We start from the raw sequence: 25,029 nt of genomic DNA, 5'->3' as shown, positions 1-25,029 counted from the left end.
CGAGAAATAGTACCGCAAATAAATTTTCTCGCGGAAAAATTCCCTTAGAAATCAAAGATTTTTCTCGTATACCCCACAAATCGGACGACCCTGTAGACCCCTTATTAACGGTAATATTTCCAGGCAGCTAAAAGCCGTTTTTTTACAGAAAAGACTTTTTGAAAACTGTGCGGCTATTTCGGCAAAGTTTATGAATTCGCCATCGATTTAATCACTTCGACAATCATGTTATTTATCTGATCTGGAACAGACATTACGATTGCATTACCGGTACGCCGGCATGCGCCTCGGCGCGCAGAGCGCGCATGCGCCTGGCGTAGCGCAGGCAATAGATGCCGAACGCGAGCGGCGCCTCCTTCAGGTAGCGGCGCCGGACCTGGAACTCCTCCTGGCGCGCCTTGATCTTGTTGGCGGACGAGACGCTGCCCGCATGGTCGCGGAACACGGTCAAGGGCCGGGCTATCGTGGCCGGCCGCGCCACCTTGCCCAGGCGCAGCCAGAGGTCGATGTCCATCGCGTATTTCAGCGTTTCGTCGAACATGCCCACGCGACCGAACGCGCTGCGGCGGATGAAGACGGCCGGATGCGGCACCGACGCGCGGCCCGCCGCGAACGCGTGGTAGCTGAACGGCACCATGCGGTACGGCGGAATCAGCTGGCCATCCTTCAACACCTGCACGGTGCCGAACACCCAGTCCACGCGCTCGCTGGCGAAGCGCTCGGCGACGAGTTCCAGCACGTCGTCGCTGGCGTAGTAATCGTCCGAATGCAGGTGCGCCACGTACTCGCCGGTGGCCGCCTCGATGCCCTGGTTCATGGCGCGGCTGATGCCGCCGCCCACGTCGCGCAGCACGCGCTTGCGGCCCGGGTACGCCGCGATCATCTCCAGCGTGCCGTCGGTGGAACCGCCGTCGACGAAGATGTGCTCGACGTCCTGGCAGGTCTGCCGCTGGACGGATGCGAGGGTGTCGGCCAGGGTGGCGGCGCTGTTCCAGGTGCACGTGACGATCGAAAAGGTCGGTTTGTTCATGGGATCACTCGTGATAGAAGTCCAGGATCTGGGGGACGGCGTGGAACACGTCCATCGGGAAGGCATCGGGCAGCGGCACCGTCACCGGCGCACGGCCCAGGATGTGGGCCAGCCGCTCCACGAGCCGCGGCATGGTCTCGGCCAGTTGCAGCTGGCCGTCGTAATACTGGTACGCGGCCAGCTCCGGCGTGCCGCCGCGTGCCAGCGCGAGACACTGCTTGCCGAGGGCCAGCGCTTCCAGCACGGTGGTGCCGCACGGTTCTTCCCACACGGACGGGATCACGAGCACGTGGCTGCGCGCCGACATGCGGATCACCTCGTCGTAGGGCAGCCAGCCGAGGAAGCGCACCTGCCCGTTCGCATGGCGGCGCTCCAGCTGGCCCCGCAGCGGACCGTCGCCGATGATGGTGACGCGCGCATGCTTCGGCAGCCAGCCCTGCACCTGCGCGAGGAATTCGCCGAAGCCCTTGCCGGCATCGATGCGGCCGACGAGCAGGACCTCCCCCGCCCTCACCTCGTCGGGCCGCGCCGCGCGCTCGCGCAGGTACGGGTAGCGGATGAAGTTGTGGATCACGCGCGCGCGCGACAGGTCCGCGTCCGGCACGGCGCGCAGGAATGCCTGGCGCAGGAAGTCGGACACGAAGATCGTCTTGTGGCGCGAGAACGCTTCCGCCGTCTCCGACCGGTAGCGGCGCACGGCCAGCCCGGACATCTCGCGCCGCACCGCGTTCGGCGCCGGGTGGATGCAGGCGGCGCAGTCGCGCGCGTCGAGCGTCGTGCACACGTGTTCCTGCCTGAAGCGCAAATGGATCACGCATTCGCTGCCCTGGTCGTGGCGCGTCTGCACGAAGTTGACGCTGCGCGGCACGTAGCGCCCCGCCATCGGCAAGTGGCCGTGGTAGTGCACGACGTCGTACTTGCCCGCCTCGCGCAAGAGCGCGCGCGCGATGCTGCGCGCAAACCATGGCCGCTTGACGGGATTGAAGAAACCCAGCTGCGACTCTTTCCACCCCGGCCGGGAAAAATCGAAGCCGGGCAGCACGCGTCCCTTGAAGCCGATCTCGGCCGCGCTGCCACCGTGGAACCGGTCGCTGCGTCCCATGATGTCGACCTCGTGCCCCAGCTCGAGCAGCGCGTTCGACAACGTCACGACATGCTTGCCCAGGCCGCCCACCTGCGTGCCCGGCAAGTCTTCCGACACCATCAAGACTTTCAAGCCGCTTTCCTCATCGATAACAACCCCTTCACCCGCGTCCATGCCAGGTTCTTGTCGTCGCGGTCGATCACGAACAGGCTGCCGTACGCGAGCAGCAGGCCCGCCGTCAGCAGCACGAGCAGGAGCAGATCGACCGGGCCGCCGTCGAACAGGCGGTTGCCCGCGCTGGCGACGGCCGCGACGACGGCCACGCCCGCCACGCTGGGCAGATAGGCTTTACGGACGAGCTCGCCAAGCCGCGCGGGCACCGTGCGGCCGTGCACGGCGACGAGGAAGGCGCACGTCAGCAGCATCGACGCGATCAGATGGCCCCACGCGGCGCCGTCGATGCCCCAGCCCGCGACGCCCACGTAGACGACCAGCAGGCCGAACAGGGCGCGCGCCAGCGCGAACATGCCGGAAAAGCGCGGATGGCCCATGCCGTCGTTCACCAGTGAGGGCAGGCTCGTCAGCGAATCGATGAATTGCGACAGCGCCATCACGGCCAGCACGACCTGCCCCGCGCGGGCGAACTGCGGGTTCATCCAGTAGAACAGGATCTGGTACGAAAACACGGCGACGAGCACGAGCACGGACGCGTTGATGAACACGACGTAGCGGCTCGCCTTCAGGTACAACTGGTTCAAACGCTCGAGCTCGCCACGGGCCGCCAGCGCGCTCGCGGCCGGGAAGAACACGCCGGACAGGCGGTACGTGAGGCTGAGGATACGGTTCGCGAGCGTGGACGCGACGGTGAAGTAGGCGAGCCCCGTCACGCCGACCAGCGCGCCGATGATGAGCTTGTCGGCATATGCGTAGGACAAGGTGGCGAAGCGGCTCAGGAACGAGTACGCGGAAAAGCCCAGCAATTCCTTGCGGATCGCCGCGCCCGGCTTACGGTAGCGCAGGTCCGGCAGCAGGCGGCGGATGCTGCGCCACAGTACGGCGCAATTGATCGCGCTCATGATGACGCGCAGCAGGATTACTTCAAACAAGCCATAGCCCAGCATCAGCACGGCCACCGTCAACAGCGGCACGCCGGTGCCGAACAGCATTTCGATGCGGCTCGCAATGTCGTAGCGCATCAGCGATTGGGGCACGCTTTGCAGATAGCTCTGCAACTGGCCGAGGAAGAAGCCGAGCGCGGCCAGTTGGAGTGTCGCGACCGCTTCGTGCTCCAGCGCCGCCGGCACGGAAAACACGCGGGTGACGAAGAAGTGGGCGCCGAAGAACAGGCCCAGCCCGCCGACGAGGCCCAGCAGCGAGTACACGGACAGGCCGAAGAAAAGGGTCTCGGCTATGCGTTCCTGATCCTTGTGGGCGTTGAATTCCGCGATGTATTTCACGGAGCCGGCCGTGACATTGATGTCGATGACGGCGAAATAGCCGACGATCGCCGTCACGAGCGAGTACACGCCATAGTTCGCGTCGCCCAGCCCTTGCACGACGAGCGGCACGGTGCCCAGCGCCACCAGCGCGGGGATCACGGCGCCCAGCAGGTTCGAGAAGGCATTGCGGACGAGGCTGAGGTTCATACGTGCGCCGGCACCAGGTTGACGTGGCGGCGCTTGCGGGACTCGACGGGCTGCACGGCCGGTTGCGCGCTGGCCACGGCCATCGCCACGTAAGGCAGCGCGAGGCAGATCGCCAGCATCTGCGTCGTCCGCACCTGCGGGAACGGCGTGCCGACGAGCAGGTCGGGCAGCATGAACGCGAGGCCCGCGGCGCCGGCCGTCGCCAGGCCCAGCAGGTCGGGCGGCAACGTGCGCAGGGCGCGGCGCGCGAGCCGGGTGAACGCCCAGATCGTGCCGCCCAGCAGGATCAGGCCGGGCAGCCCGGCCTTCAGGGCGATGTGCAGCACGCCGCTGTGCAGGAACAGGCCGCCGTCCTGCCCCGCCTGCCACGAGATGTGCTGGTAGCCCGTGTAGCGCCCCCACGTGCCGATGCCGGTGAGCGGGTGCGAGATGAAATCGGCCAGCGCGAATTTCAATTCCAGCACCCGCTCGCTTTCGGCGCCGAAGCGCTTCGATTCCATGTCGTAGAACAGGCTCGAGAATCCGCCGCCCGCGCCCTTCGTATGGCCCAGGCGCTTGAACGCCGCGTACAGCAGGCCGGCGCCGAGGACGGGCGCGCCGAGCGCCATCATGTGGATGCGGCGCTGCAGCGGGAAACGCATCATGATGATCAGGAAGGCCAGCACGAAGCCGATCCACGCGCTGCGGCGGTACGACAGCACGATGCACGCGGCCGTCGCGAGCAGGGTCGACCAGTCGATCGCGGTCCAGAACAGCGAGCGCCTGTTTTTCACCACCTGGAACAGGTTGACGGCGGCGATGGCGAACGCGATCGTGCACAGCAGGCTGTCGTTGATGTCGAAGAACGTCAGCTTGATCTTGATGGCGTTCATGTTCGCATACACGTTGTTCGGGTCGCCGCCGAGGAAGGCCCAGCGCGCAAGGCCGAACAGGGCGCGCCCGAGGCCCGCCAGCATGATGAAGCGCGACAGTTCGATCGCGTGCTCGCGGGTACGGAACGCCAGCAGCATCAGCGAAACGAGCGGCGCCATCCAGATGATGTTGGAAAAGCCGGACGGGGCCAGCGCTTCCGCCAGGGTCACGTTGGAGAACAGCGCCACCGCGACGTGGCCACCCAGCAGCAGGCTCCAGGCGAGGAACCACGGCCGCAGGTTGCACGGCGGGGCCGGATAGCGCTGGAAGCCGGCCGACACGCGCGCGCAGCACCACGCCCCCGCCATGCACCACAGCAGCAGCGGGAAGAACAGTACCCCGGAGCCACGGCTGTAGATGCCTGGCGCGGCGGCGGTCGCCAGCGAACCGTAGCTCGTCGAATTCTTGAAGAAGAACACGGCGATGTACACGTACGCGAGGAAGCGCGGCCACACCATTCCGACGCCCATCCCGGCCACGGCCATGATGGCCAGCACCACGACGGCGATGAACGGCAGCGAGGTATAGAAGACCAGGAGGAAGTTCTGCATGTCCCGTCAGCCCTTGTTGGTGGCCGCGCCCAGCAGCTTGGTGCGGTCGTGCGGGGACATGGCATCCAGCATCTGGTTCACGAAGCGGTCCTGCACGCGGTAGGCGCTGTGTTCGTCGGCCTCGATGGTCGACACGCGCACGAGCATGCCGTCGGGGATCTTGCCCGTCAGGCCGTACAGGAAGCGCTGGTATTTCTGGCCCAGGCCGGACATCACGGCCTTGTCGCCGACCGTCACCCAGTACGTGATCGGTTCGTTGCGCGCGTTCTGGCGCGCGACGAGGCGTTTCACGGGGACGCTGCCGTAGTGCGTGGCGAGCTCGGCCTTGTGATCCTGCACCATGTCGAAGCCCTGCGCCACGTAGCAGACTTCGGGCAGGTGCAGCTGCAGCTGCTTGCTCTGGTCGCCGCCGTATGCGATCGAAAGCATCACGCGCTGGCCCGCATCGTTGACGTAGGTGCGCGCCAGGGTCTGGTCATACAGCGTGGCGATGAGTTCCTTCTGCGTCTCGTCGGGCGTGAGCGGCACGACGGTGTTGTCGACCGTCCAGTTGCCGAACCGTTTCGGGATCATCGCCTCGAGGTCGAACCGCTCCTGCACGGCGGCCACCTTCTGCTTCGGCGTGAGTGCGCCCGTCAGCGCGGACGTGCCCGCCATTGCCACGCCCAGGACCACGCTGGCCATGAATCTGCGGTTCATGCCACCTCCCTGCGCCGCGCCCACCATTGCAGCGCGGAGTCGATGGACAGGATCAGCACGAGCGCCGTGACGAACAGGACCATGCCGGCGAACCCATGCAGGAAACCCTGCCCCGCCGCGTCGCCGAAGTAATACGTGATCAATGTGAGCACGACGACGCGGATGACGTTGGCGGAAAACGAGATCGGGACGATGAACAGGGCGAGGCCGATGTTGCGGAACGCGGACGGGTGGCGCATCAGGTTCAGGTAGAACAGGCCCAGCGCTTCCAGGGTCAGCAGGGTCTGCAGGCCGGCGCACGCGTCCGCCACGAGCAGCTGGTACTGGCCGATCTGCAGGATCACGCCGGAGCGGCTGATCGGGTAGCCGAACGCGAACAGCAGGTGTTCCGTCGCCCACGACACGGCCATCTTCATCGGCATCGTCACCGCGGCGACGAATTCGCTGGGCAGCGGCACCATGAACAGCATGAAGAAGAACGGGAACCACAGCACCCGGAGGGCGCGGCCGCCCCGCTTGACGAGCAGCACGGCCGCCATCACGAGGATGATCGCGACGATCTGCAGCATCAGGATGTTCTGCGACCGGCCCAGCAGGTGGGCGACCAGGCCGATGGCGAGGATGGGCCAGCCGGCCCAGCTGGCGCGCGGGGGTGTCGTCGCCTCGAGCACGTCCGGCCATTTGCGGTAGATGAGCCACAGCGCGAGGCCGAAGATGATCGGCCCGTGGCCCTGCTCCTCGCCGACCCAGGCGCCGGTGAACAGGTCGTAGAACGTGGGGACGAACAGGATGGCCAGGCCCAGGAAGACCGGCCACCATTCGGGCAGGACGCCGCGCAGCGCACGCAGGTCCGGTGCATGCTGCCGCACGGTGCTGGCGCGTGCTCCGGTGTCCATGTCAGAACTCCATCACCACGGAGCCGAGGACTTCGCAGCCGGCATCGACGAGTTGCTCGGCGGCGCGGCCGATGTGCGAGATCCGCGTGTAGTTCTTGCGCGTGACGAGCAGCGCGCCGCCCGCGCGGCTCGCCACCGCGACGGAATCCATGCCGAGCTGGAATGGCGGCACGTCGTACAGCACGACGTCGTAGCGGCTTTCCAGCTGCGTGTTGAGGTTGCGGAAGCCTTCGCGTGCCAGCAGTTCGCCCGGGTTCGGCGGGAGCGTCCCGGCCGGCATGATCGACAGCTCGATGAACGCCGGCACCCGCGCGATCACGTCGAGGTCGGCGCGGCCGGCCAGCAGGTCGGACAGGCCCTGGCGCGGCTTGAGCGCGAACGCGTCCTGCTGGCGCGGGGCGCGCAGGTTCGCGTCCACGAGCAGGGTCTGCTCGCCCAGCTGGGAAAACACGATCGCCAGGTTCGACGCGAACAGCGCGGATCCGTCTTCCGGATCCACGCCGACGATGGCCAGCGCGCGGCGCCCGCGCGCGAACCAGCGCAGCATCAGCTGGCTGCGGATCGCGCGCAGCGATTCGACCTGCGGGCAGAACGGATCGTACGCGGCGAGCAGCTTCGGCGACAGGCCGGCCTGGCCCTTCTGCAGATACGGGTACGAGAACTGGCGCGCCAGCACCTGCTGGATGTCGTCCTCGCTGACCAGGCCCAGCCGCACGGCCGCTTCGCCGAAGCGGATGCCGGTCTCCTTTTGCATGCGCAGCACGCGTTCGGCGTCTTCAGGCTTGAGCTTGCCCGAGTCGAGCAGCAAGGCACCCATGCTGGTCTCGGGACCCAGACGTTCAAGCCCATGATCGGCGGGCAGCGTGTTGAATATCGGAGAGTTCATGGTGGAATCCAGGATCAGTTAAGACGGAGCAGGCGGCGCGGCGTCATCAGCGAGCGGATGCCCCCCGTCCGTCCACGCGGCGACTTCCATTCGATCGTGCCCAGCACGGGGATGCCCAGCATGTCCTTGACGTCGCTGGCCGAACGCACCGGACGGTTCAGCAGTTCCAGCAGCAGCGCCAGGCCGACACCGAGGATCGTGCCCAGCAAGAACGCGATCAGCGTGTTCAGCAGCACGCGCGGGCCCGACGGCTGGGTCGGCGCCACGGCCGGGTTCAGCAGGGAGATATCGGATTGCTCGGACTGCGCCTCGATGCGCGTCTGCGAGAAGCGCTGCGACGCGGAATCGAACGCGCGCTGGGCGCTGTCGAGGTCTTTCAGCAGCACGCCCAGTTCGTCGCGGGCGCGGTTCATTTCCAGCACTTTCGCTTTTTGCTGGGCCACCGCTTCACGCAGTTCCGCCTCGCGCTGGCGCAGCACCTGGGCATTCGCGCCCACGCTGCGCGAGACGGTGCCCAGCGCGGCATTCAGCTCGGCCTGGACTTTGTCGAGCTCGGCCTTGGCGGCCTGGTATTGCGGGTGGTTCTTGCCGTAGCGCTGCGACGTGTCGGCGAACTTGCCGCGCGCCTGGGCGACGTTGGCGCGCATCGTCTGGATCAGGGCGTTGTTGGCGACGTCCGGCGACGTCAGCGCGGAGCCGGCGGCAGCCTGGCGCGAGTTTCCTTCCATCGCGGCCGTCTGCGCCGCGACCAGCTGCGCGGACAGGTCGTTCAGGCGCGCCAGTTCGACGTCGACGCGGTTGTTGTCGAGGCTGACGATGCCCTTCTCCTGCTGGTACTTGGACAGGCGGGCCTGCGCGGCCTCGACGTTGTCGCGCAACTGCTTGGTCTGTTCGTTGAAGTACGACGCCGTTTTCTTGGCCGGATCGGTCTTCAGCTGGACGGTGATCTTCTGGTACTCGTCGGCGAACGCATTCGCCACCGCGGCCGCGAACGCGGGGTCCGCGCCCTTGAAGCTGATCTCGACGACGGACGATTCGCGCGACGGGACGATCTCCAGTTTCTTCAGCAGCAGGTCGGCCAGCCAGTCGCGCACCGAACCCTTGCCCTCCGTTGCATCCTTGAACTGTTCGACGACGGCCGGGCTATTCGCCAGGTGCAGCGCGTCGACGACCCGCAGCGCCACGTTCTTGCTGCTGATGATGTCGATTTGCGTCGCCATGTAGCCCGGCAGCAGTTGCCCCGGCATCGTCAGCCCGGTCAATGGATCCACGCCTTTGTAGTTCAACAGAACGGATGCCGTTGCCTTGTACGTCTTGGCCTGAATCAGGCTGAACCCGAGGGCCAGCGCGACCGTGACCAGCAGGGTCGTCAGGATGATCTTCTTCCGTGCAAGCAAGATCAGCAGGAATTGATGAACGTTCATGATGAACCTTTAAAACGGAGTGGAACAAAAACCCAAAAGCCGCAATCAGTACTTCAAGACAACCTCAAAAACTCTTTGCATACCACTGCCATATCGGGACCTTGAGAAACCGTAGCGAGCGGAAGCAGAGCTGGCCGAGAAGCGCAGCCGTACTTACGGTACGGCCGGTCCGCCGTAGCGGAACACCGCAGGGCTCGGCGCCCCCGCCGCCATGCGACGCGCAGTAGGTTTATCAAGGTCCCCACCATCAGAACCAGCTTTCTTTTACGGTGATGACGTCGTCCACTTGCACGAGGTCGTCGGCCTTCGCTTCGATCGTGTGCGCCGCGCCGTTCGCGTCGCGGCGCGTGATGCGCAGGCCGCGCTGCGTGCCGCGCTGGGTCAGGCCGCCGCCGGCCGACAGCGCCTGCTGGACGGTCATCGCGCGTTCCAGGCGGAACGGTCCCGGACGCTGCACTTCGCCCGTGATGTAGGCACGCGGCGCACGCTCGACGAAGATGATGTCGCCGCCGGCGACTTCGTAATCGCGGTTCAGTTCACCCTTGCGCACCATGTCGACGACGTCGATGGTTTCGCGCGTGGTGACGCCGTTGCGGGTGCGCACGAGGCTGACCATGTCGCCGCCTTCCGGGCCGATGCCGCCGGCCAGCGCCAGCAGATCGAGCACCTTGCGCGGGCCGTCGACCGGGTAGCGGCCCGGACGGTTGACCTGGCCCAGCACCGACACCTGCTGGCTCGCGAGCGTGGTGATCAGGAGGTTGACCTGGGCCTTCTTGAGGTAGCCGCCCTTTTCGAGCAGGCCGCCGATTTTCTTTTCCGCCTGTTGCGTCGTCAGGCCACCGACCTGCACTTCGCCCAGCAGCGGGAACGTCATGGTGCCGCCTTCCGAGACGCGCGTCTCGATTGCAAGGTCGGGGCTGCCGTAGACCGATGCCTTGACCACGTCGCCCGGGCCCAGCAGGATTTCCGCCGCACCCGCCACGCCCGCGCCGAGCATGAGGACTGCCGCAACCATCCAGTGTACGAGTCGTTTCATCTTCTTCACTCCTTATGGGTCGTCAATGTTGGGATTACTTCAGTCCGGCGACGCCGCGGTCCAGCGCTGCCTTGTCGGCGCCGGATGCGTTGTCGGCTGGTGCGTTGTCGGCCGCGGGCATGGCGGCGGGTGCCGCCGCGGCGGGATCGGCATTCGCCACGGCGCTCGCCGGCGCGGCCTTGGGATCGGGCACCATCGATTTGTTCAGGTACTCGATCTTTGCGGTGGAACGCAGGCGCTGCAGCTCGGCCGCGGCCAGTTCCTTGTTCTTGCGGTTCACGAGGAATTGCTCGATCTGGTTCGAGGCGACCTGCAGCGAGACCGGTGCATCCTTGACTTCGGCGACGGAAATGAACATCGCGCGCGGCCCTTCCTTGACGACGAACAGCTGCCCCTTGGGCATGCCCAGCAACTTCGAGGACAGCTGCGGCGGCACGTCGGCCGTCGAGCGCGTGACCTGGTTGCGGCCGTATTTGATCTTGTGCGTGTCCAGCCACACGGCGACCTCTTCCAGCGACTTGGCGCTGTCGGCCGCGCTGCGCACCTCGGGCGTCAGGTCGTTGGCGGAGATCACGAGTTCGTTCATGCTGAACTGCTTACGGTTGGAAAAGAATTCGGGATGCTTGTTGTAGTAGTCCTCGACTTCCGCCGGCGTCGGCTTCGCCACGTTGCCGACGCGCTTTTGCAGATAGGCCTGGGCGACGATCAGCGATTTGGCGCGGTCGATCGCCTGCATGACCTTGGGATCGCGGTCGAGGTTTTCCTTGGCGGCCGCTTCCTGCAGCAACTGGCGGTCGATGAGAACCTGCAGCAACTGCTTGCTGGCGGCATCCTGCTGGGCGGCGGAGACGCCTGCGCGCTGCAGCTCCTCGTTGAGCTGGAGTACCGTAACCTCTTCCCCATTCACGCTCGCCAGCGCCTGGCCGGGTTTCTTTTCTTTCGCCTTGTCGCCGCACGCGCTCAAGGTTGCCGCAACCAGGATCAGCGCGGCGCACAGCACGCGCTTCGGAGTCGTAGGAGAGGATGTGTTCATGTTGGCAGCCACGTGGTTGTTGTTCAATGGGTTTCCTTGGGGATGGGGTGGAACTCTTGTTATAGCCTGCTCATTCTGGGAGCCGCACGACTCGGACTCTGTTCGTCAATTAACACTCTGCCGTACGGCTCCCGCCGCGACCGCTCAGGCGGCGGCCCGCTTTTCCTGGTCCGCCACCAGGTCGACGAAGGCCGCGTAAGCGCGCCGCAATCCTTCCGGCAACGGCGTGCGCGCCTGCCAGCCGAGGGATTTCAGCTTGGACACGTCGAGCAGCTTGCGCGGCGTGCCGTCCGGCTTGGTGGGATCGAACGCGATGCGGCCACGGTAGCCGACGGTCTCGCCGACGAGCCGCGCGAGCTCCGCGATCGTGACGTCCTCGCCCGTGCCCACGTTGATGTGCGAATGCATCGGGTCGGTGTACGACGCATACGTGGCATGGTCGAGGTTCATCACGTACACGCTCGCTTCCGCCATGTCGTCGACGTACAGGAATTCGCGCATCGGCTTGCCGCTGCCCCAGATCACGACTTCGGGCGCGCCGGCGAGCTTCGCTTCGTGGAAGCGCCGCATCAGCGCGGGGATCACGTGGCTGTTTTCCGGGTGATAGTTGTCCCCGGGACCGTACAGATTCGTCGGCATCACGCTGCGGTAATCCGTGCCGTACTGGCGGTTATAGCTTTCGCACAGTTTGATACCGGCAATCTTTGCCATCGCATACGGCTCGTTCGTCGGCTCCAGCATGCCGCTCATCAAGTACTCTTCCTTGATCGGCTGCTGGGCCAGGCGCGGATAGATGCACGAGGAGCCGAGGAACAGCAGCTTGTTCACCCCGTTGCGCCACGCTTCGTGCACGACGTTCGCCTGCACCATCATGTTGTCGTAGATGAAGTCGGCCGGATACGTGTTGTTCGCATGGATGCCGCCGACCTTGGCGGCGGCCAGGTAGACCTGGTCGATGCGCTCGTTGCGGAAGAACTCGCGGACCTGGGCCTGGTCGGTCAGTTCGAGTTCCGCGTGGCTGCGCGTGACGATGTTCGTGTGGCCTTGCGCGCGCAACACGCGCACGATGGCCGAGCCGACCAGCCCGTTATGGCCGGCCACATAGATGCGGGGTTGTGTATTCAACGTTCACTCCAATGAAATTGCAACGTTGTAGCCATGCGAGGCGAGAAGCTTGTGGCGACGCGCCGTCTCGAGGTCGTGCGCCACCATCTCCTGCACCATCGCTTCGAAAGAGGTCCGCGGCTCCCAGCCCAGCCGGCGGCGCGCCTTGCCCGGGTCGCCGAGCAGCGTATCGACTTCCGTCGGACGGAAGTATTGCGGGTCGACGGCGACGATCGGTTGGCCCACCACGACGCCGGGCGCCTTGTCGCCATGGATCGCGGCGATCACGCCGCGTTCGTGCACGCCCTCGCCCTGCCACGCGATCTCGATGCCCAGCTCGCGTGCCGCAACTTCGACGAAATGCCGCACGGAATACTGGCGGCCCGTCGCGATGACGTAATCCTCGGGCGTGTCCTGCTGCAGCATCAGCCATTGCATCTCGACATAGTCGCGCGCATGCCCCCAGTCGCGCAGCGCGTCGAGGTTGCCCAGGAACAGTTGCTGCTCCAGGCCTTGCGAGATGTTCGCGAGGCCGCGCGTGATCTTGCGCGTGACAAAGGTCTCGCCGCGGCGCGGCGACTCGTGGTTGAACAGGATGCCGTTGCACGCGTACATGCCATACGCCTCACGGTAATTCACGGTGATCCAGTAGGCGTACAGCTTCGCGACGGCATACGGGCTGCGCGGGTAGAACGGGGTCGTCTCGCGCTGCGGGGTTTCCTGGACGAGGCCGTACAGTTCGGACGTCGACGCCTGGTAGAAGCGCGTCGTCTTTTCCATGCCGAGGAAACGGATCGCTTCCAGCAGGCGCAGGGTGCCGAGGCCGTCGACGTCGGCCGTATATTCCGGCGATTCGAACGACACGGCCACGTGGCTCATCGCACCGAGGTTGTAGACTTCGTCCGGCCGGACTTCGCACAGGATGCGGTTGAGGTTCGACGTGTCGGACAGGTCGCCGTAATGCAAGTGGAAGTGATTGTCCTCGACGTGCGGATCCTGGTAGATGTGATCGATCCGCTCGGTATTGAAGAGCGAGGCGCGCCGCTTGATGCCATGCACTTCGTAACCCTTGGCCAGCAGCAGTTCCGCGAGATAGGAACCGTCCTGGCCGGTGACACCCGTGATCAACGCTTTCTTCATTGGCAGTTGTCCTGGCGAATGTTATGCAAAATCAATAAAAAATTGCAATCTCAGCAATTATTTTCACGCAGCCCGTCGGGCGCCGCAAGCGCCGATCCGATTGAATCGGCGTCTTTAAGCGGAAGCTAAGCGACCCCACATGTGCGCGCGTTTCAAAACGCGTTCTCGCGCGTGAGCACGACTTTCACGGTCTTGAGAACGATCCACAGGTCCAGCCACAGCGACCAGTTGCGCAGGTAATCGAGGTCGTACTGGATGCGCGCTTCCATCTTGTCCAGCGTGGCAGTTTCACCACGCAGCCCGTTGACCTGCGCCCAACCGGTGATGCCCGGTTTGACCTTATGGCGCAGCATGTATCCCTTGATCAGCTTGCGATATTGCTCGTTGTGCGCGACCGCGTGCGGACGCGGCCCGACGATGCTCATCCTGCCCTGCAGCACGTTGACGAACTGCGGCAACTCGTCGAGCGACGTGCGGCGCAGGAAGCGGCCGATGGGCGTCACGCGGTCGTCTTCCTTGCGCGCCTGCACGACGGCATCGCCGTTCTCCATCACCTTCATCGAACGGAACTTGTAGACGATGATCTCTTCGCCATACAGGCCGTAGCGGCGCTGGCGGAAGATCACGGGGCCAGGCGAACTCATCCTGACGACCGCGGCGATCACGAGCATCAGCGGCGCCAGCAACAGCAGGATCAGGCTCGACAGCACGATGTCGGAACCGCGCTTGATGGTGCTGTTCAGGCCCATGAACGGGGTCTCGCAGATCGCGATCACGGGCATGCCGCCCACGTTGTCGAAGCGCGCCTGCATCAGGTCGAAGATGTAGACGTCCGGCAGGAAATAGACGGACGCGGTCGTGTCCTGCAACTCGTCGATGAGCTTGCGGATGCGCGGCTGCGCGGAGATCGGCTGGCTGATGAAGATCATCTTGATGCCGTTGTCGCGCACGTACTGCACCAGCTCGCTCGTCTTGCCCAGCATCGGATGCGGCAGCTCGGCCGGGTGCCGTTCGCCGTCGCGGTCGTCGAAGAAGCCGCGCACCTGCATGAACAGGTTCGGATGGCGGTCGCAGATGCCGGCGAATTTCAGGCCCACGTCGTTGACGCCGACCACGACGACCGAGCGCACTTCCTTGCTCTTGCCGGGCCGGTTCGCAATGCGTACGGCAATGTGGCTGCCCAGCAGGATGAGCGGCGTGGCGACGGCCCAGGCCAGCAGCACGCGCTCGTCGTAATAGTATTTGAGGCCGCTGGACGAGCCGAGGAACATCAGCACGGCGATCGTCACGCACCAGCCGAACACGGTGTCGCGCGCATAGGCCCACATGCGCCCGCTGCGCCACGTGCGGTACGGATCGACGTGCTGGTACACGGCCGACGAAATGAAGAAGGCCAACACCATCAATACCAGCAGGTAGCCCGAGAACGGTTCATGGAACAGCACCGCCGACAGGTACAGCGTGCCCATGATGATCAGGGGATCGAGTACGCGCTGGAAGAACGAGATCAGCGGTATGTCGTTGACCGTCATAAAAGCATTCAGAACTGCGCATTGGCCGACAGCGACACGCTGTTCGACTTGAAGCTGCCCGTACCGAGCACGGGCGATCCGCTGCGCGCCTGGTGCGCCAGCCCCGCCGACACCTGGATGGTCGGCCGGGGCGTCCACGTCGCGGACAGGCTCTGCGTGCGGATGGAATCGCGGATGTCGCCCGCGCTGGCGAACGACGCGCGCGCGTTGTAGTTGCGCCGTTCGTAGACGGCGTCGGCATTCACCTTGATCTTGGCCGTCGCATCCCATTGCGCGCCGACGCTGGCGCCCTTGTTCAGCGTATAGCTCACGACCGTGCTTTCCAGCGGCGCGAAGTCGCGCCAGACGGCGGCCCGGTACGTCATCTTGCCGCGCGGCTGGTACGTGGCCTTGATCTTGCCGGCCACGCCGCTCGTCTTGCCCGTGCCGAACGACGGCTGGTCGCGCCGCGTGTAGCCGACCAGTGCATCGAACGTCGTGGAACCCGTCGCTATCCACAGTACGCGCGCCTTCAGTTCGTCCTGCGTGAAGTTGTCGTTGAGAAGATTCGGACCGACGGGGCGCGGATACGGATACTTGCCCTTGACCCGCCGCGCCACGAGGCCGACCGTGCTGCCGCTGCTGGGCAGGTAATCGAGTTCGACCTCGCTCGAATCTTCCGTGCGGTTGTTGTAGCGCTGGGCGAACAGCTCGTAGTCGTACTTGTCGCGCTGGAAGCCCGTGCGCACGCGCCAGGACGAGTGAAAGCGCCACGCGCCTTCCGCGAAGTGGCTGCGGCTGCGGCGCAGGTTGCGCTCGTTGCTCTGGAAATCGGTGTACGGCGCCAGCACTTGTTGATAGGTGGTGCCGGCCTTGCCTTCGAGGTGGTTGCCGAGTTGCCAGAACCAGGTTGCCTGCAAGTCCTTGCCATCGTAATTCAGCTGTTTGAAGTGGTCGAAGTCGTACTTCGACAGCTTGGCCACGATGGAAATCCGCTGGCGGCTATAGGTCTTATCGAAGATCAATCCTCCCTCCCGCATCCACCACGAATCGGCCCGGGTGCCGTCGAACGCGGGCTGGCCCTCCGGTACGCGCAGCAGGTTGTCGTCGTGGCCGTAGCCGACGCCGGCATACAGGTGGAGCGCATCGCTGGGGCCGGCGCCGGCCGGCAGCGTGAACAGGGTGCAGAGCAACAGGGCAAGGGGACGCACGCGGAAATTCAGCATGATGGTTTGTCTTTTTCTTGAAGTTAATGGCGGACGGCTTACCAGTAAGACCAGCTGCCGGTCCGAACCACCCACACGCCCAGCAGGCCGTTGGTGACGGCATGTGCCAGGATCGGCGACCACAGGTTGCGGTGACGCATGTACAGCAGGCTGTAGGCCGCGCCCGCGACGATCCCCGCAAGCCAGAGGTTATGTTCGACACCGAACAGCACGACAGTGATGACGAAGCTTTTGATGGAGAGTTGAGAGGGCTCAACCGACTCGAAGTCGGGCGCATCCACCCACCGCATCAGGAAAGAGCGCCAGAACAACTCTTCCATGACGGGCACGACGAGCGCGGCGCCGGCGATGCGGATCGCCACGAGCAGCCAGTCGACACGGCCGCCGACGCGCGGATCGAAGCCGGACGGGGAACCGAACACCATCCAGCCGGCGTCCAGGCTGATCCATAGGACGAGCACGAGCACGCCCGTCGCAAGCGCGGTCAACGCGTGCAACGGTGCGAGATGAAAGCGGGAAAGTTCTTTGTACTGGCGCCAGGACAGCGCCAGCAACAGGGCCACGAGGGCGATCTTGGCGGGGTACAGCCAGCGCAGGGCGTCCTGCGGGACACCCAGGCGTTGCAGCACGTCGCCGATGACGATGAAGGCCAGGTAGGCGGCGAAGGGCAGGATGCGGAGCCAGGCCGCGCGGTTGAACATGGGAGCGTCGGCGGGGATGGCTGCCGTGGCGGGCACGGCGTAGCGGTCGTCATGCTCAGTCATGTCTCTCCGTCAGCGGGCGCCTGGCCCGCGCTCAGCGATGCGCTAACGCATGGGCTATTCTCCCCGCGAGCGCGCTTCGAGGACTTCCCAACGCTCCAGGGCGTCGAGCAGAAGCTCCTCGATTTCCGCGTAACGCGCATTGATCCGGCGCGCGTCAGCGGGATTGGTCTTGTAGAAGTCGGGCGCATTCAGCTGTGCCGTGATGGCCGACTGCTCGTCTTCAAGGCTGGCGATAAGCTGCGGCAACTCCTCCAGCTCTCGCTGTTCCTTGTAGCTCAACTTTACCTTCTTGCCCGACGCGTTCTGTGCGTTGGATGACATATCCTGCGCTTTCGCCGGCGCGGCCTTTTGTGCTACCGCGGGCGCGGGCGCCGCTTTCACGCGCTCCCAGTCGCTGTAGCCGCCGACGTATTCGCGCCACGTCCCCTGCCCTTCGGAAACGATGACCTGGGTAACGACGTTGTCGAGGAACGTGCGGTCGTGGCTGACGAGGAACACGGTGCCCGAGTAATCCGTCAGCAGTTCTTCGAGCAGTTCGAGCGTCTCGATGTCGAGGTCGTTGGTCGGCTCGTCGAGCACGAGGCAGTTGGCCGGCTTGGCGAACAGGCGCGCCAGCAGCAGGCGGTTGCGCTCGCCGCCGGACAGCGATTTCACGGGCGAGCGCGCGCGCTCGGGCGCGAACAGGAAGTCGCCCAGGTAGCTCATCACGTGCTTGCGCTGGCCGTTGATCTCGACCCAGTCGCTGCCCGGCGCGATCGTGTCGGCCAGCGTCGCTTCTTCGTTCAGTTGCGCGCGCATCTGGTCGAAGTACGCGACGTTCAAACGCGTGCCCAGCTTGACGTTGCCGCTGTCCACCGTCTCTTCGCCGAGGATGATTTTCAGCAGCGTTGTCTTGCCGGCGCCGTTCGGCCCGATCAGGCCGACCTTGTCGCCACGCATGATCGTGCCGGTGAAGTCCTGCACGATCACCTTGTCGCCATACGACTTCGAAATGTTTTCCAGTTCCGCGACGATCTTGCCCGAGCGCTCGCCGGTCGCGACGTCGATGCGGACCTGGCCCTGCTGGTCGCGGCGCGCGGAACGCTGCAGGCGCAGGTCTTCCAGCCGGCGCACGCGGCCTTCGTTGCGGGTGCGGCGCGCTTCCACGCCCTTGCGGATCCACACTTCTTCCTGTGCAAGCACCTTGTCGAACTTGGCGTTCTCGACCTCTTCGATCGCGAGCAGTTCTTTCTTGCGTTCCTGGTACTTGCTGAAATTGCCGGGGAACGAGAGCAGGCGGCCGCGGTCCAGTTCGACGATGCGCGTGGCGACGTTGTCGAGGAAGCGGCGGTCGTGGGTGATGAACAGCACGGAGCCGCGGAATTCGCGCAGCAGGCCTTCCAGCCACTGGATCGACGTGAAGTCCAGGTGGTTCGTCGGTTCGTCCAGCAGCAGCACGTCGGGGCCGGACACGAGCGCGACAGCCAGCGCCACGCGCTTCTGCATACCGCCCGACAACGTGCCCATCTTCGCAGCGCCCGCGAGGCCCAGGCGGCCCAGCGTGGTCTCGACCCGGTTGCCGAGGTTCCAGGCATCCGTCGCATCGAGTTTCACTTGCAGATCGTGCATGCGCTCCATGATCGCGTCATCGTTGCCGTGACCAAATTGCCCGGTCAGGGATTCGTACTCGGCCAGCATCGCCTGCTGGTCGCCCATGCCGGCGGCGACCGCGTCGAACACGGTCATCTCCGGATCGAACACGGGCTCCTGCTCGACGTACGCGATCTTGACGCTCTGCTGCATCACGAGCAGGCCGTCGTCCAGCTTCGAGCGGCCGGAAATGATTTTCAGCAGCGAGGATTTGCCGGTGCCGTTACGGCCGATGAGGCCGACGCGTTCGCCGGCTTCCAGCGAGAAATCGGCATGGTCGAGCAGCGCGACGTGGCCGAAAGCCAGTTGCGCGGAAGAGAGGGAAATGACAGCCATGGTGTGAGCGGCCGCGACGCTTGTCGGCGCGGATATCGGTAAGAGTGTGAGAAAGCAGGCATTGTACCGAAGGGGGACGGCCTGATGCGGCTGGGGGATGGTGAAACTGGTGTCGCCAGCAGGAATCGAACCTGCATCTAAGTCTTAGGAGGACCTTGTACTATCCATTGTACTATGGCGACACTCTGCGTACTGCAGCCAGCTATTCTACAGGACGCGAGCTCCTCCCACAATGTTCGGCGCCGCCGGACGTCTATACGACCTCATCCGCACGTTTATCAGATTCGTAATTCGGTGTTATTCAAGGCAATAAAAATAACCCGATTAAAACCGCTTTTATTCAAATCTATTTCGCGCGAAAGAATTGTAACGGTTGACCGTGCATGCTGGACGCATTTGCAAACTGCATGTTATATTTTTTCCCCGTCGCTTTAACAATCGACGCTCCTGAAAATGCATCGAAACGGTGCATTGCACCGTTTTGGTTCAATCCAAATCAAACGTTCATGAATCCGGTTCATCGGCTATCAACCGATGTAAATCGTTATATCGCCATGCGCAAAATAAACAAGCGCATTCTGACTGACAACCATCGTTCTTCCGTGAGATTCCCATGCATACGAATACCCTCAAGTACGATTTGCCGGCCGGCATAGTAGTGTTTCTTGTCGCCTTGCCCCTGTGTCTCGGTATTGCCCTCGCCTCCGGCGCGCCTTTGTTTTCAGGGATTATTTCCGGCATTATCGGCGGCATCGTCGTGGGTGCCATCAGCGGTTCCCATACGAGCGTCAGCGGCCCCGCGGCCGGGCTGGCGGCCGTCGTCCTCGCCTCGATCACGAAACTCGGCGCCTTCGAAATCCTGCTCGCGGCCATATTGATTGCCGGCGTAATGCAATTGGCCATGGGTGTCGCCCGTGGCGGCTTTATCGCCAATTACATTCCCTCGAACGTCATCAAGGGATTACTCGCCGCGATCGGCATTCTGCTGATTCTCAAACAGATTCCCCATGCGATCGGTTATGACGCCAATCCGGCCGATGATACGTCGTTCATCCAGGCCAATGGAGAAAATACGTTTTCCGCCATTGCGCATGCATTCAATGCGATCACGCCCGGCGCCATGATCATTGGTCTCCTGTCGATGCTGATTCTCGTGTATTGGGACAGGACGCCATTCAAGAACATCAAATTGCTGCCGGCGCCATTGTTCGTCGTGGCATTGGGTGTTGCACTGAATGTGACATTCGATCGTTTCTTTCCCGCACTGAGTATCGATCCGGAACATCTCGTCGATATTCCGCCCCTCGATATCGGTAACCTCGGTGCTTACCTGAATGTCCCGGATCTCGCCCATTTCACGAACCACGACGTCTGGATCGTCGGCTTCACGATCGCCATCGTCGCGTCGCTGGAAACGCTGCTGAACGTGGAAGCGGTCGACAAGCTCGATCCGCACAAGCGCGAAACGCCCACGAACCGCGAACTCGTCGCGCAGGGCGTCGGCAACATCTGCGCCGGCCTGCTGGGCGGCCTGCCCGTCACGTCCGTCATCGTGCGCAGCTCCGTCAACATCCAGAACGACAACCGGACCAAGGCCTCGACCATCCTCCACGGCGTGCTGCTGCTGGCCAGCGTGCTCGTGCTGGCGCCCATGCTGAACCTGATTCCGCTGGCCGCGCTGGCCGCGATCCTCATCGTGACGGGCTACAAGCTGGCCAAGGTCTCGCTGTTCCGCGACATGTACCAGAAGGGCTGGTCGCAATTCGTGCCGTTCGCCGTCACCGTGGCCGCCATCGTGCTGACGGACCTGCTGACCGGCGTACTGATCGGCCTGGCCGCCAGCCTGTTCTACCTGATGCGCAGCCACTTCAAGAATCCGTTCTCGATGGAACAGTACCGCCTGCACATCGGCGAGGTCGTCAAGATGGAATTGCCGAACCAGGTGTCGTTCCTGAACAAGGCCACGATCAAGAGCGCGCTGTGGGAAATCCCGGAGAACGCGAACGTGCTGATCGACGCGGCCAACTCGGATTACATCGACCACGACGTGCTGGAAGTCATCAACGACTACCGCGTCGTCGCGGCGGAACGCAACGTCAAGCTGAACGTCGTGGGCCTGCGCGACAAGTACAGCCTGCACGATCCGATCCAGTTCGTCCCCGCCCTCGACAAGGACACGCAGACCAGGCTGGCTCCGGAAGACGTGCTGCAGTTGCTGCGCGACGGCAACGAGCGCTTCCGTGCCGGCCGCACGACGAAGAAATACTATCTGCACCAGGTCGAGGCGACGGCGGGCGGGCAGCACCCGATGGCCGTCGTCGTCAACTGCATCGACTCGCGCACGTCGCCGGAAATCATCTTCGATGCCGGCCTGGGCGACCTGCTGACGATCCGCATCGCGGGCAACGTGATCAGCCGCGAGATCATCGGCAGTTTGGAGATCGCCCATAAACTGGGCGCGAAACTGATCGTCGTGAAAGGCCACTCGAGTTGCGGCGCGATCGGCCTCGCGCTGCAGAATGAAGGCGCGCACAGCATGGGGGCGATCACGGGCAAGATCCGCAAGGCGGTCGACCAGTGCAAGTGCGGCGCCCATCATCCGCCCGAGGGCAAGGCAATGCTCGAGGCGGTCACGCGCCGCAACATCGAGAACTCGCTGGACGAGATCATCGCCGGCAGCGCCTTCCTGCGCGAGCGCATCGCGCGCGGCGAGATGGGACTCGTGGGCGCGTACCACGACATCGCCACGCGCACCGTGCACTTCGGGGAACTGGTCACGCTGGACGACGGCCGGAACGACCTGGCCGCCTGATGGCCGGTAACGCCAACATATCGCAAATATCACGTGTGGGCACGCCGTGCCCACACCCTACGCGGCTTCGGCCCCCGTCTCCGCATTCACCTCAGTACCCATACTCTGCGCCAGCATGCACCCGACCTTGTCCACCAGCGCGTTCATGGCAAAAGGCTTGGTCAGGATCTCCATCTGCGCGGGCAGCTTCTCGTTCTTCATGACCGTGCTTTCCGCATAGCCCGTCACCATCAGCACGGGCAGCTGCGGCCATTGCACGCGCACGTGGTCGGCCAGCTGGCGGCCGTTCATGCCGTTGGGCAGGCCGACGTCCGTCACGAGCATGTCCGGCCGCGTGTCCTTCAACAGGCGCAGGGCCTGCGGCGCATCGCAGGCGACGAGCACCGTGTAGCCCTGCAATTCGAGCACCTCGGTCATCACGGCGCGGATGTCCGCCTCGTCGTCGACGACCATCACGACACCCTTGCGCGTGCCTGCTTCCAGCGGCGGTTCGACGTCCGGTCCCGCGGCGGGCTGCGTCTCCACGAGGTGGCGCGGCAGCAGCAGGCGCACTTCGGTCCCCTGTCCCGGCCGCGATTCGATGCGCACGTTGCCGCCCGACTGGTGCGCGAAGCCGTACACCATCGACAGGCCCAGGCCGGTCCCCTGCCCCATCGGCTTCGTCGTGAAGAACGGGTCGAACGCGCGCGCGACGACGTCGGGCGCCATGCCGGCGCCGTTGTCGCGCACGCTCACCTGCACATATTCTCCAGCCCGCAGGTCGCCGTGGCGGCGCGCCTGGGCGGCGGTCAGCGTGACGTTCTCCGTCTCGATGACGAGCAGGCCGCCTTCCGGCATCGCGTCGCGCGCATTGTTCGCGAGGTTCAACAGCGCGCTTTCCAGCTGGTTCGGGTCGCACAGGGTGGTCCACAGCGTGGCCGCGAGACGCGTGCGCACGGCGATCGACGGGCCGGCCGCGCGCTCGATCAGGTCCGTCATCGACATCACGAGCGCGTTGACGCTGGTCGGCTTCGGATCGAGGGCCTGGCGGCGCGAGAACGCGAGCAGGCGGTGCGTCAGGGCGGCCGCGCGCTGGGTCACGCCGAGGGCCGCGTCGATGCGCGTCAGCAGGTCGCCGCTCTGGCCCATGCGCAGGCGCAGCTTCATCAGTTCCAGGTGGCCCGTGACTCCCGCCAGCATGTTGTTGAAGTCGTGCGCGAGGCCACCCGTGAGCTGGCCCACGGCTTCCATCTTCTGCGACTGGCGCAGCGCTTCCTCGGCCTGGCGCAGCGCGTCGGCCTGGTGTTTTTCCGCCGTGATGTCGCGCGCGACGCCGTACAGCAGCTCGCCTTCCGGGGAGATCGTCCACGACACCCAGCGGTACGAGCCGTCCTTGTGCAGCACGCGCGTCTCGTAGCCGACGAGCGGCGTTCCCTCGGCCAGGATCTGCATTTTCCGCAGCACGTCCTCGCGGTCGTCCGGGTACACCATGTCCATGAACGGGCGCGTGGTCGCTTCCTCGGCACTCCACCCGAAGCACGCGGTGAACGCGGGGTTCACGGTCAGGAAGCGCCCCGTCGCCAGCGACGCCGCGGCCATCACGTCGGGCGAGATGCGCCACAGGCGTTCGCGGTCGCTCGCGTGCGACGCCACCTGGTGCGTCAGCGCCCCGTTCAGGCGGCGCAGGGACTCCAGCGCGCGCATCTTGTCCGTCGTCTCGACGGCCGTGCACAGGATGCCGCCGACGGTGCCGTCGTCGTCGCGCACGGGGCTGTACGAAAACGTGAACCAGGCCTGTTCCGGATAGCCGTGGCGCGCCATCGGCACGGGCATGTCTTCGTGGTGGCAGGCTTCGCCCGCATAGGCTTTCGTCGCGATCGGCCCGATGGTGTCCCACATGTCCGGCCAGACCGTGCGCAACGGCCGGCCCAGCGCGGCCTTGTCGCCGAGCAACGGCATGCAGGCGTCATTAGGAAAGCTGATCAGGTCGGCGCCCCAGCACAGCCAGGTGGGGAACCGGGAATTCAGCGCCAGGCTCAGTGCCGTGCGCAGTGCGGCGGGCCAGTCCTCGACGGGGCCGAGGGGCGTGATGTGCCAGTCATGGGCGGCGATATGCGCGGCCATCTGGCCGCCGCCGGTAAGGAAGGTCAGGCTGGGGGAAACCGTGGTCTTCATAGTCCTCGCTCATGCAATCCCTGGTCAAAGCTCCGTCCCAGCAGTCTGCGCTGCCGTGAAAGGGTACCTCGCAAACCGTCACGAGCGGCCGCAGATTTGGCCGAGACGCGCAGCTGTACGAGAGTACAGCGAGCATCACAGGACTCGGCGTCCCCGCCGAAGCTGCAACGCGCAGCAGGTTTGCGACGTGCCCGAAAAAGTCGACTATTTTAATGACAAGCTCATGACGGACGGCGCGCGCTTGGCGCGGTCCGTACGGGGCAAAAAAGACGCCCGACAAGTTGCCGTTCTGCCTGGGAGGTGCTGCATGCCGGCCACGGCAAAGGATCAGTATGCCGGATTCCGCTGCCGTGTGGAGGGGTGATTTACAACATTTTCGACAACAATTTTTCGCGTTTTCCAGCAGGAATTTAACGTTGCGGACAGGCGCGCAACCTTACATCGCCAGGTGCCGGGTGGCGTTGGTCTGGCGCAGCACGGCGCGGTGTGCGGCTTCCAGTTCGCGCGCCAGGGCGGCGCCGTCGGGGGCGGAGCGCAAGGCGTCGAAGCCGTTCGCGGCACCGTACAGGCCCAGCGTGCGGCACCCTTCGCACAGGCGCGCGAGGTGGGCGCGGGCGGCGTCGAGCTGGCTCGTCGCCAGCAGCGCGGCCAGGTCGGTGCCCGCGCTGACGAGCTGGCGCTGCAGGCCGCCGAGATACAGCAGCAGGCGCGTGGCGTCGATGCCGAGGCGGCGCAGGGTGGCGTCGGGCTGCTCGTCCGGCGCACGCATCAGCGGTTGCAGGTGGTGCGCGACGCGCGCGGCGTCGAACGGCTTGACGATGTAACCGGCGGCGCCCAGCGACAGCGCCTGCTCCATCGTCGCGCCGTCGGCCGCGGCCGAGACGAGGACGAACGGCAGGCCGGCGAAACGGGCGTCCGCTTTCACGCGCGCCAGCAATTCCATGCCGGACAGGCGCGGCATGCGCAGGTCGCAGAACAGCAGCGCGGGGTTCGCGCCGGCATCCAACTGCGCCCAGGCGTCTTCGCCATCCTCCGCTTCCAGCACGTCGAACACGCCGCTCGCGGTGCTGTCGATCATGTGCATCAGCATCATGCGCGACACCACGTCATCGTCGACTATCAAAACCTTCATCCCTGCCCCATTGTGTCGCAATTG

The 25,029-nt window shown here is 64.7% G+C and carries 19 protein-coding genes and 1 tRNA gene; 1 reads left to right on the top strand and 19 read right to left on the bottom strand.

The annotated features are described in order from the left end of the window. Positions 1-253: 253 nt before the first annotated feature. The 17 genes from ACEN98_RS23720 to ACEN98_RS23640 all read right to left on the bottom strand — a co-directional run bounded on the left by ACEN98_RS23720 (position 254) and on the right by ACEN98_RS23640 (position 19,089). The gene (locus tag ACEN98_RS23720; protein ID WP_413387377.1) at positions 254-1,030 is read right to left on the bottom strand and encodes a glycosyltransferase family 2 protein; all 777 of its coding nucleotides are present in this window, start codon (positions 1,028-1,030) and stop codon (positions 254-256) included. A 4-nt stretch (positions 1,031-1,034) separates the two neighbouring features. Continuing rightward, complete coding sequence (locus tag ACEN98_RS23715) at positions 1,035-2,246, bottom strand: glycosyltransferase family 4 protein (RefSeq protein ID WP_413387376.1); 1,212 nt, start codon at positions 2,244-2,246, stop codon at positions 1,035-1,037. Then, positions 2,243-3,760, bottom strand: a complete 1,518-nt coding sequence (locus tag ACEN98_RS23710; RefSeq protein WP_413387375.1) for an oligosaccharide flippase family protein — start codon at positions 3,758-3,760, stop codon at positions 2,243-2,245. Before ACEN98_RS23710 ends, ACEN98_RS23715 begins: the two co-directional genes overlap by 4 nt. Then, positions 3,757-5,223 carry an O-antigen ligase family protein gene (locus ACEN98_RS23705; protein WP_413387374.1) on the bottom strand — a complete coding sequence of 489 codons (1,467 nt, stop codon included), beginning with the start codon at positions 5,221-5,223 and terminating at the stop codon, positions 3,757-3,759. Before ACEN98_RS23705 ends, ACEN98_RS23710 begins: the two co-directional genes overlap by 4 nt. A gap of 6 nt (positions 5,224-5,229) precedes the next feature. After that, complete coding sequence (gene epsI / locus ACEN98_RS23700; RefSeq protein ID WP_413387373.1) at positions 5,230-5,922, bottom strand: exosortase-associated protein EpsI, B-type; 693 nt, start codon at positions 5,920-5,922, stop codon at positions 5,230-5,232. Beyond that, positions 5,919-6,818 carry an exosortase B gene (gene xrtB / locus ACEN98_RS23695; RefSeq protein ID WP_413387372.1) on the bottom strand — a complete coding sequence of 300 codons (900 nt, stop codon included), beginning with the start codon at positions 6,816-6,818 and terminating at the stop codon, positions 5,919-5,921. The genes epsI and xrtB overlap by 4 nt, the downstream gene beginning before the upstream one ends. Before the next feature lies 1 nt (position 6,819). Continuing rightward, a complete protein-coding gene (epsG, locus tag ACEN98_RS23690; RefSeq protein WP_413387371.1) occupies positions 6,820-7,704 on the bottom strand; it encodes a chain length determinant protein tyrosine kinase EpsG in 885 nt (294 codons plus the stop codon). A 14-nt stretch (positions 7,705-7,718) separates the two neighbouring features. Continuing rightward, positions 7,719-9,128 carry a chain length determinant protein EpsF gene (epsF, locus tag ACEN98_RS23685; protein WP_413387370.1) on the bottom strand — a complete coding sequence of 470 codons (1,410 nt, stop codon included), beginning with the start codon at positions 9,126-9,128 and terminating at the stop codon, positions 7,719-7,721. 247 nt (positions 9,129-9,375) lie between these two features. Beyond that, entirely contained in the window at positions 9,376-10,164 is a 789-nt protein-coding gene (gene epsE / locus ACEN98_RS23680) for a polysaccharide export protein EpsE (RefSeq protein ID WP_413387369.1), read from the bottom strand. Between the two features lie 34 nt (positions 10,165-10,198). Beyond that, entirely contained in the window at positions 10,199-11,224 is a 1,026-nt protein-coding gene (locus ACEN98_RS23675; protein ID WP_413387368.1) for an EpsD family peptidyl-prolyl cis-trans isomerase, read from the bottom strand. A gap of 117 nt (positions 11,225-11,341) precedes the next feature. Then, complete coding sequence (gene fcl, locus ACEN98_RS23670) at positions 11,342-12,322, bottom strand: GDP-L-fucose synthase (protein ID WP_413387367.1); 981 nt, start codon at positions 12,320-12,322, stop codon at positions 11,342-11,344. Positions 12,323-12,325: 3 nt separating this feature from the next. After that, a complete protein-coding gene (gmd, locus tag ACEN98_RS23665) occupies positions 12,326-13,441 on the bottom strand; it encodes a GDP-mannose 4,6-dehydratase (protein WP_413337533.1) in 1,116 nt (371 codons plus the stop codon). A 152-nt stretch (positions 13,442-13,593) separates the two neighbouring features. Next, complete coding sequence (locus ACEN98_RS23660; RefSeq protein ID WP_413387366.1) at positions 13,594-14,973, bottom strand: undecaprenyl-phosphate glucose phosphotransferase; 1,380 nt, start codon at positions 14,971-14,973, stop codon at positions 13,594-13,596. Between the two features lie 8 nt (positions 14,974-14,981). Then, positions 14,982-16,178 (bottom strand): XrtB/PEP-CTERM-associated polysaccharide biosynthesis outer membrane protein EpsL, encoded by a 1,197-nt coding sequence (gene epsL, locus ACEN98_RS23655; RefSeq protein ID WP_413387365.1) that lies wholly within the window; start codon positions 16,176-16,178, stop codon positions 14,982-14,984. Between the two features lie 38 nt (positions 16,179-16,216). Then, complete coding sequence (locus ACEN98_RS23650) at positions 16,217-16,942, bottom strand: CAAX prenyl protease-related protein (protein ID WP_413387364.1); 726 nt, start codon at positions 16,940-16,942, stop codon at positions 16,217-16,219. 54 nt (positions 16,943-16,996) lie between these two features. Then, the gene (locus ACEN98_RS23645) at positions 16,997-18,907 is read right to left on the bottom strand and encodes an ATP-binding cassette domain-containing protein (RefSeq protein ID WP_413387363.1); all 1,911 of its coding nucleotides are present in this window, start codon (positions 18,905-18,907) and stop codon (positions 16,997-16,999) included. A gap of 107 nt (positions 18,908-19,014) precedes the next feature. Then, a tRNA-Arg gene (locus ACEN98_RS23640) sits at positions 19,015-19,089 on the bottom strand. Positions 19,090-19,520: 431 nt separating this feature from the next. Here ACEN98_RS23640 and ACEN98_RS23635 point away from each other — a divergent pair. Then, positions 19,521-21,719 (top strand): bifunctional SulP family inorganic anion transporter/carbonic anhydrase, encoded by a 2,199-nt coding sequence (locus ACEN98_RS23635; RefSeq protein ID WP_413387362.1) that lies wholly within the window; start codon positions 19,521-19,523, stop codon positions 21,717-21,719. A gap of 57 nt (positions 21,720-21,776) precedes the next feature. Here the strand turns inward: ACEN98_RS23635 and ACEN98_RS23630 are convergent, their stop codons facing one another. Next, positions 21,777-23,873, bottom strand: a complete 2,097-nt coding sequence (locus ACEN98_RS23630) for an ATP-binding protein (protein ID WP_413387361.1) — start codon at positions 23,871-23,873, stop codon at positions 21,777-21,779. Positions 23,874-24,309: 436 nt separating this feature from the next. Beyond that, the gene (locus ACEN98_RS23625) at positions 24,310-25,005 is read right to left on the bottom strand and encodes a response regulator transcription factor (protein ID WP_413387360.1); all 696 of its coding nucleotides are present in this window, start codon (positions 25,003-25,005) and stop codon (positions 24,310-24,312) included. Positions 25,006-25,029: the final 24 nt, after the last annotated feature.

This window comes from Massilia sp. CT11-137 (assembly GCF_047302885.1).
Classification (GTDB): Bacteria; Pseudomonadota; Gammaproteobacteria; order Burkholderiales; family Burkholderiaceae_D; genus Telluria; species Telluria orientalis.
This window is presented reverse-complemented; position numbering and strand designations above follow the sequence as displayed.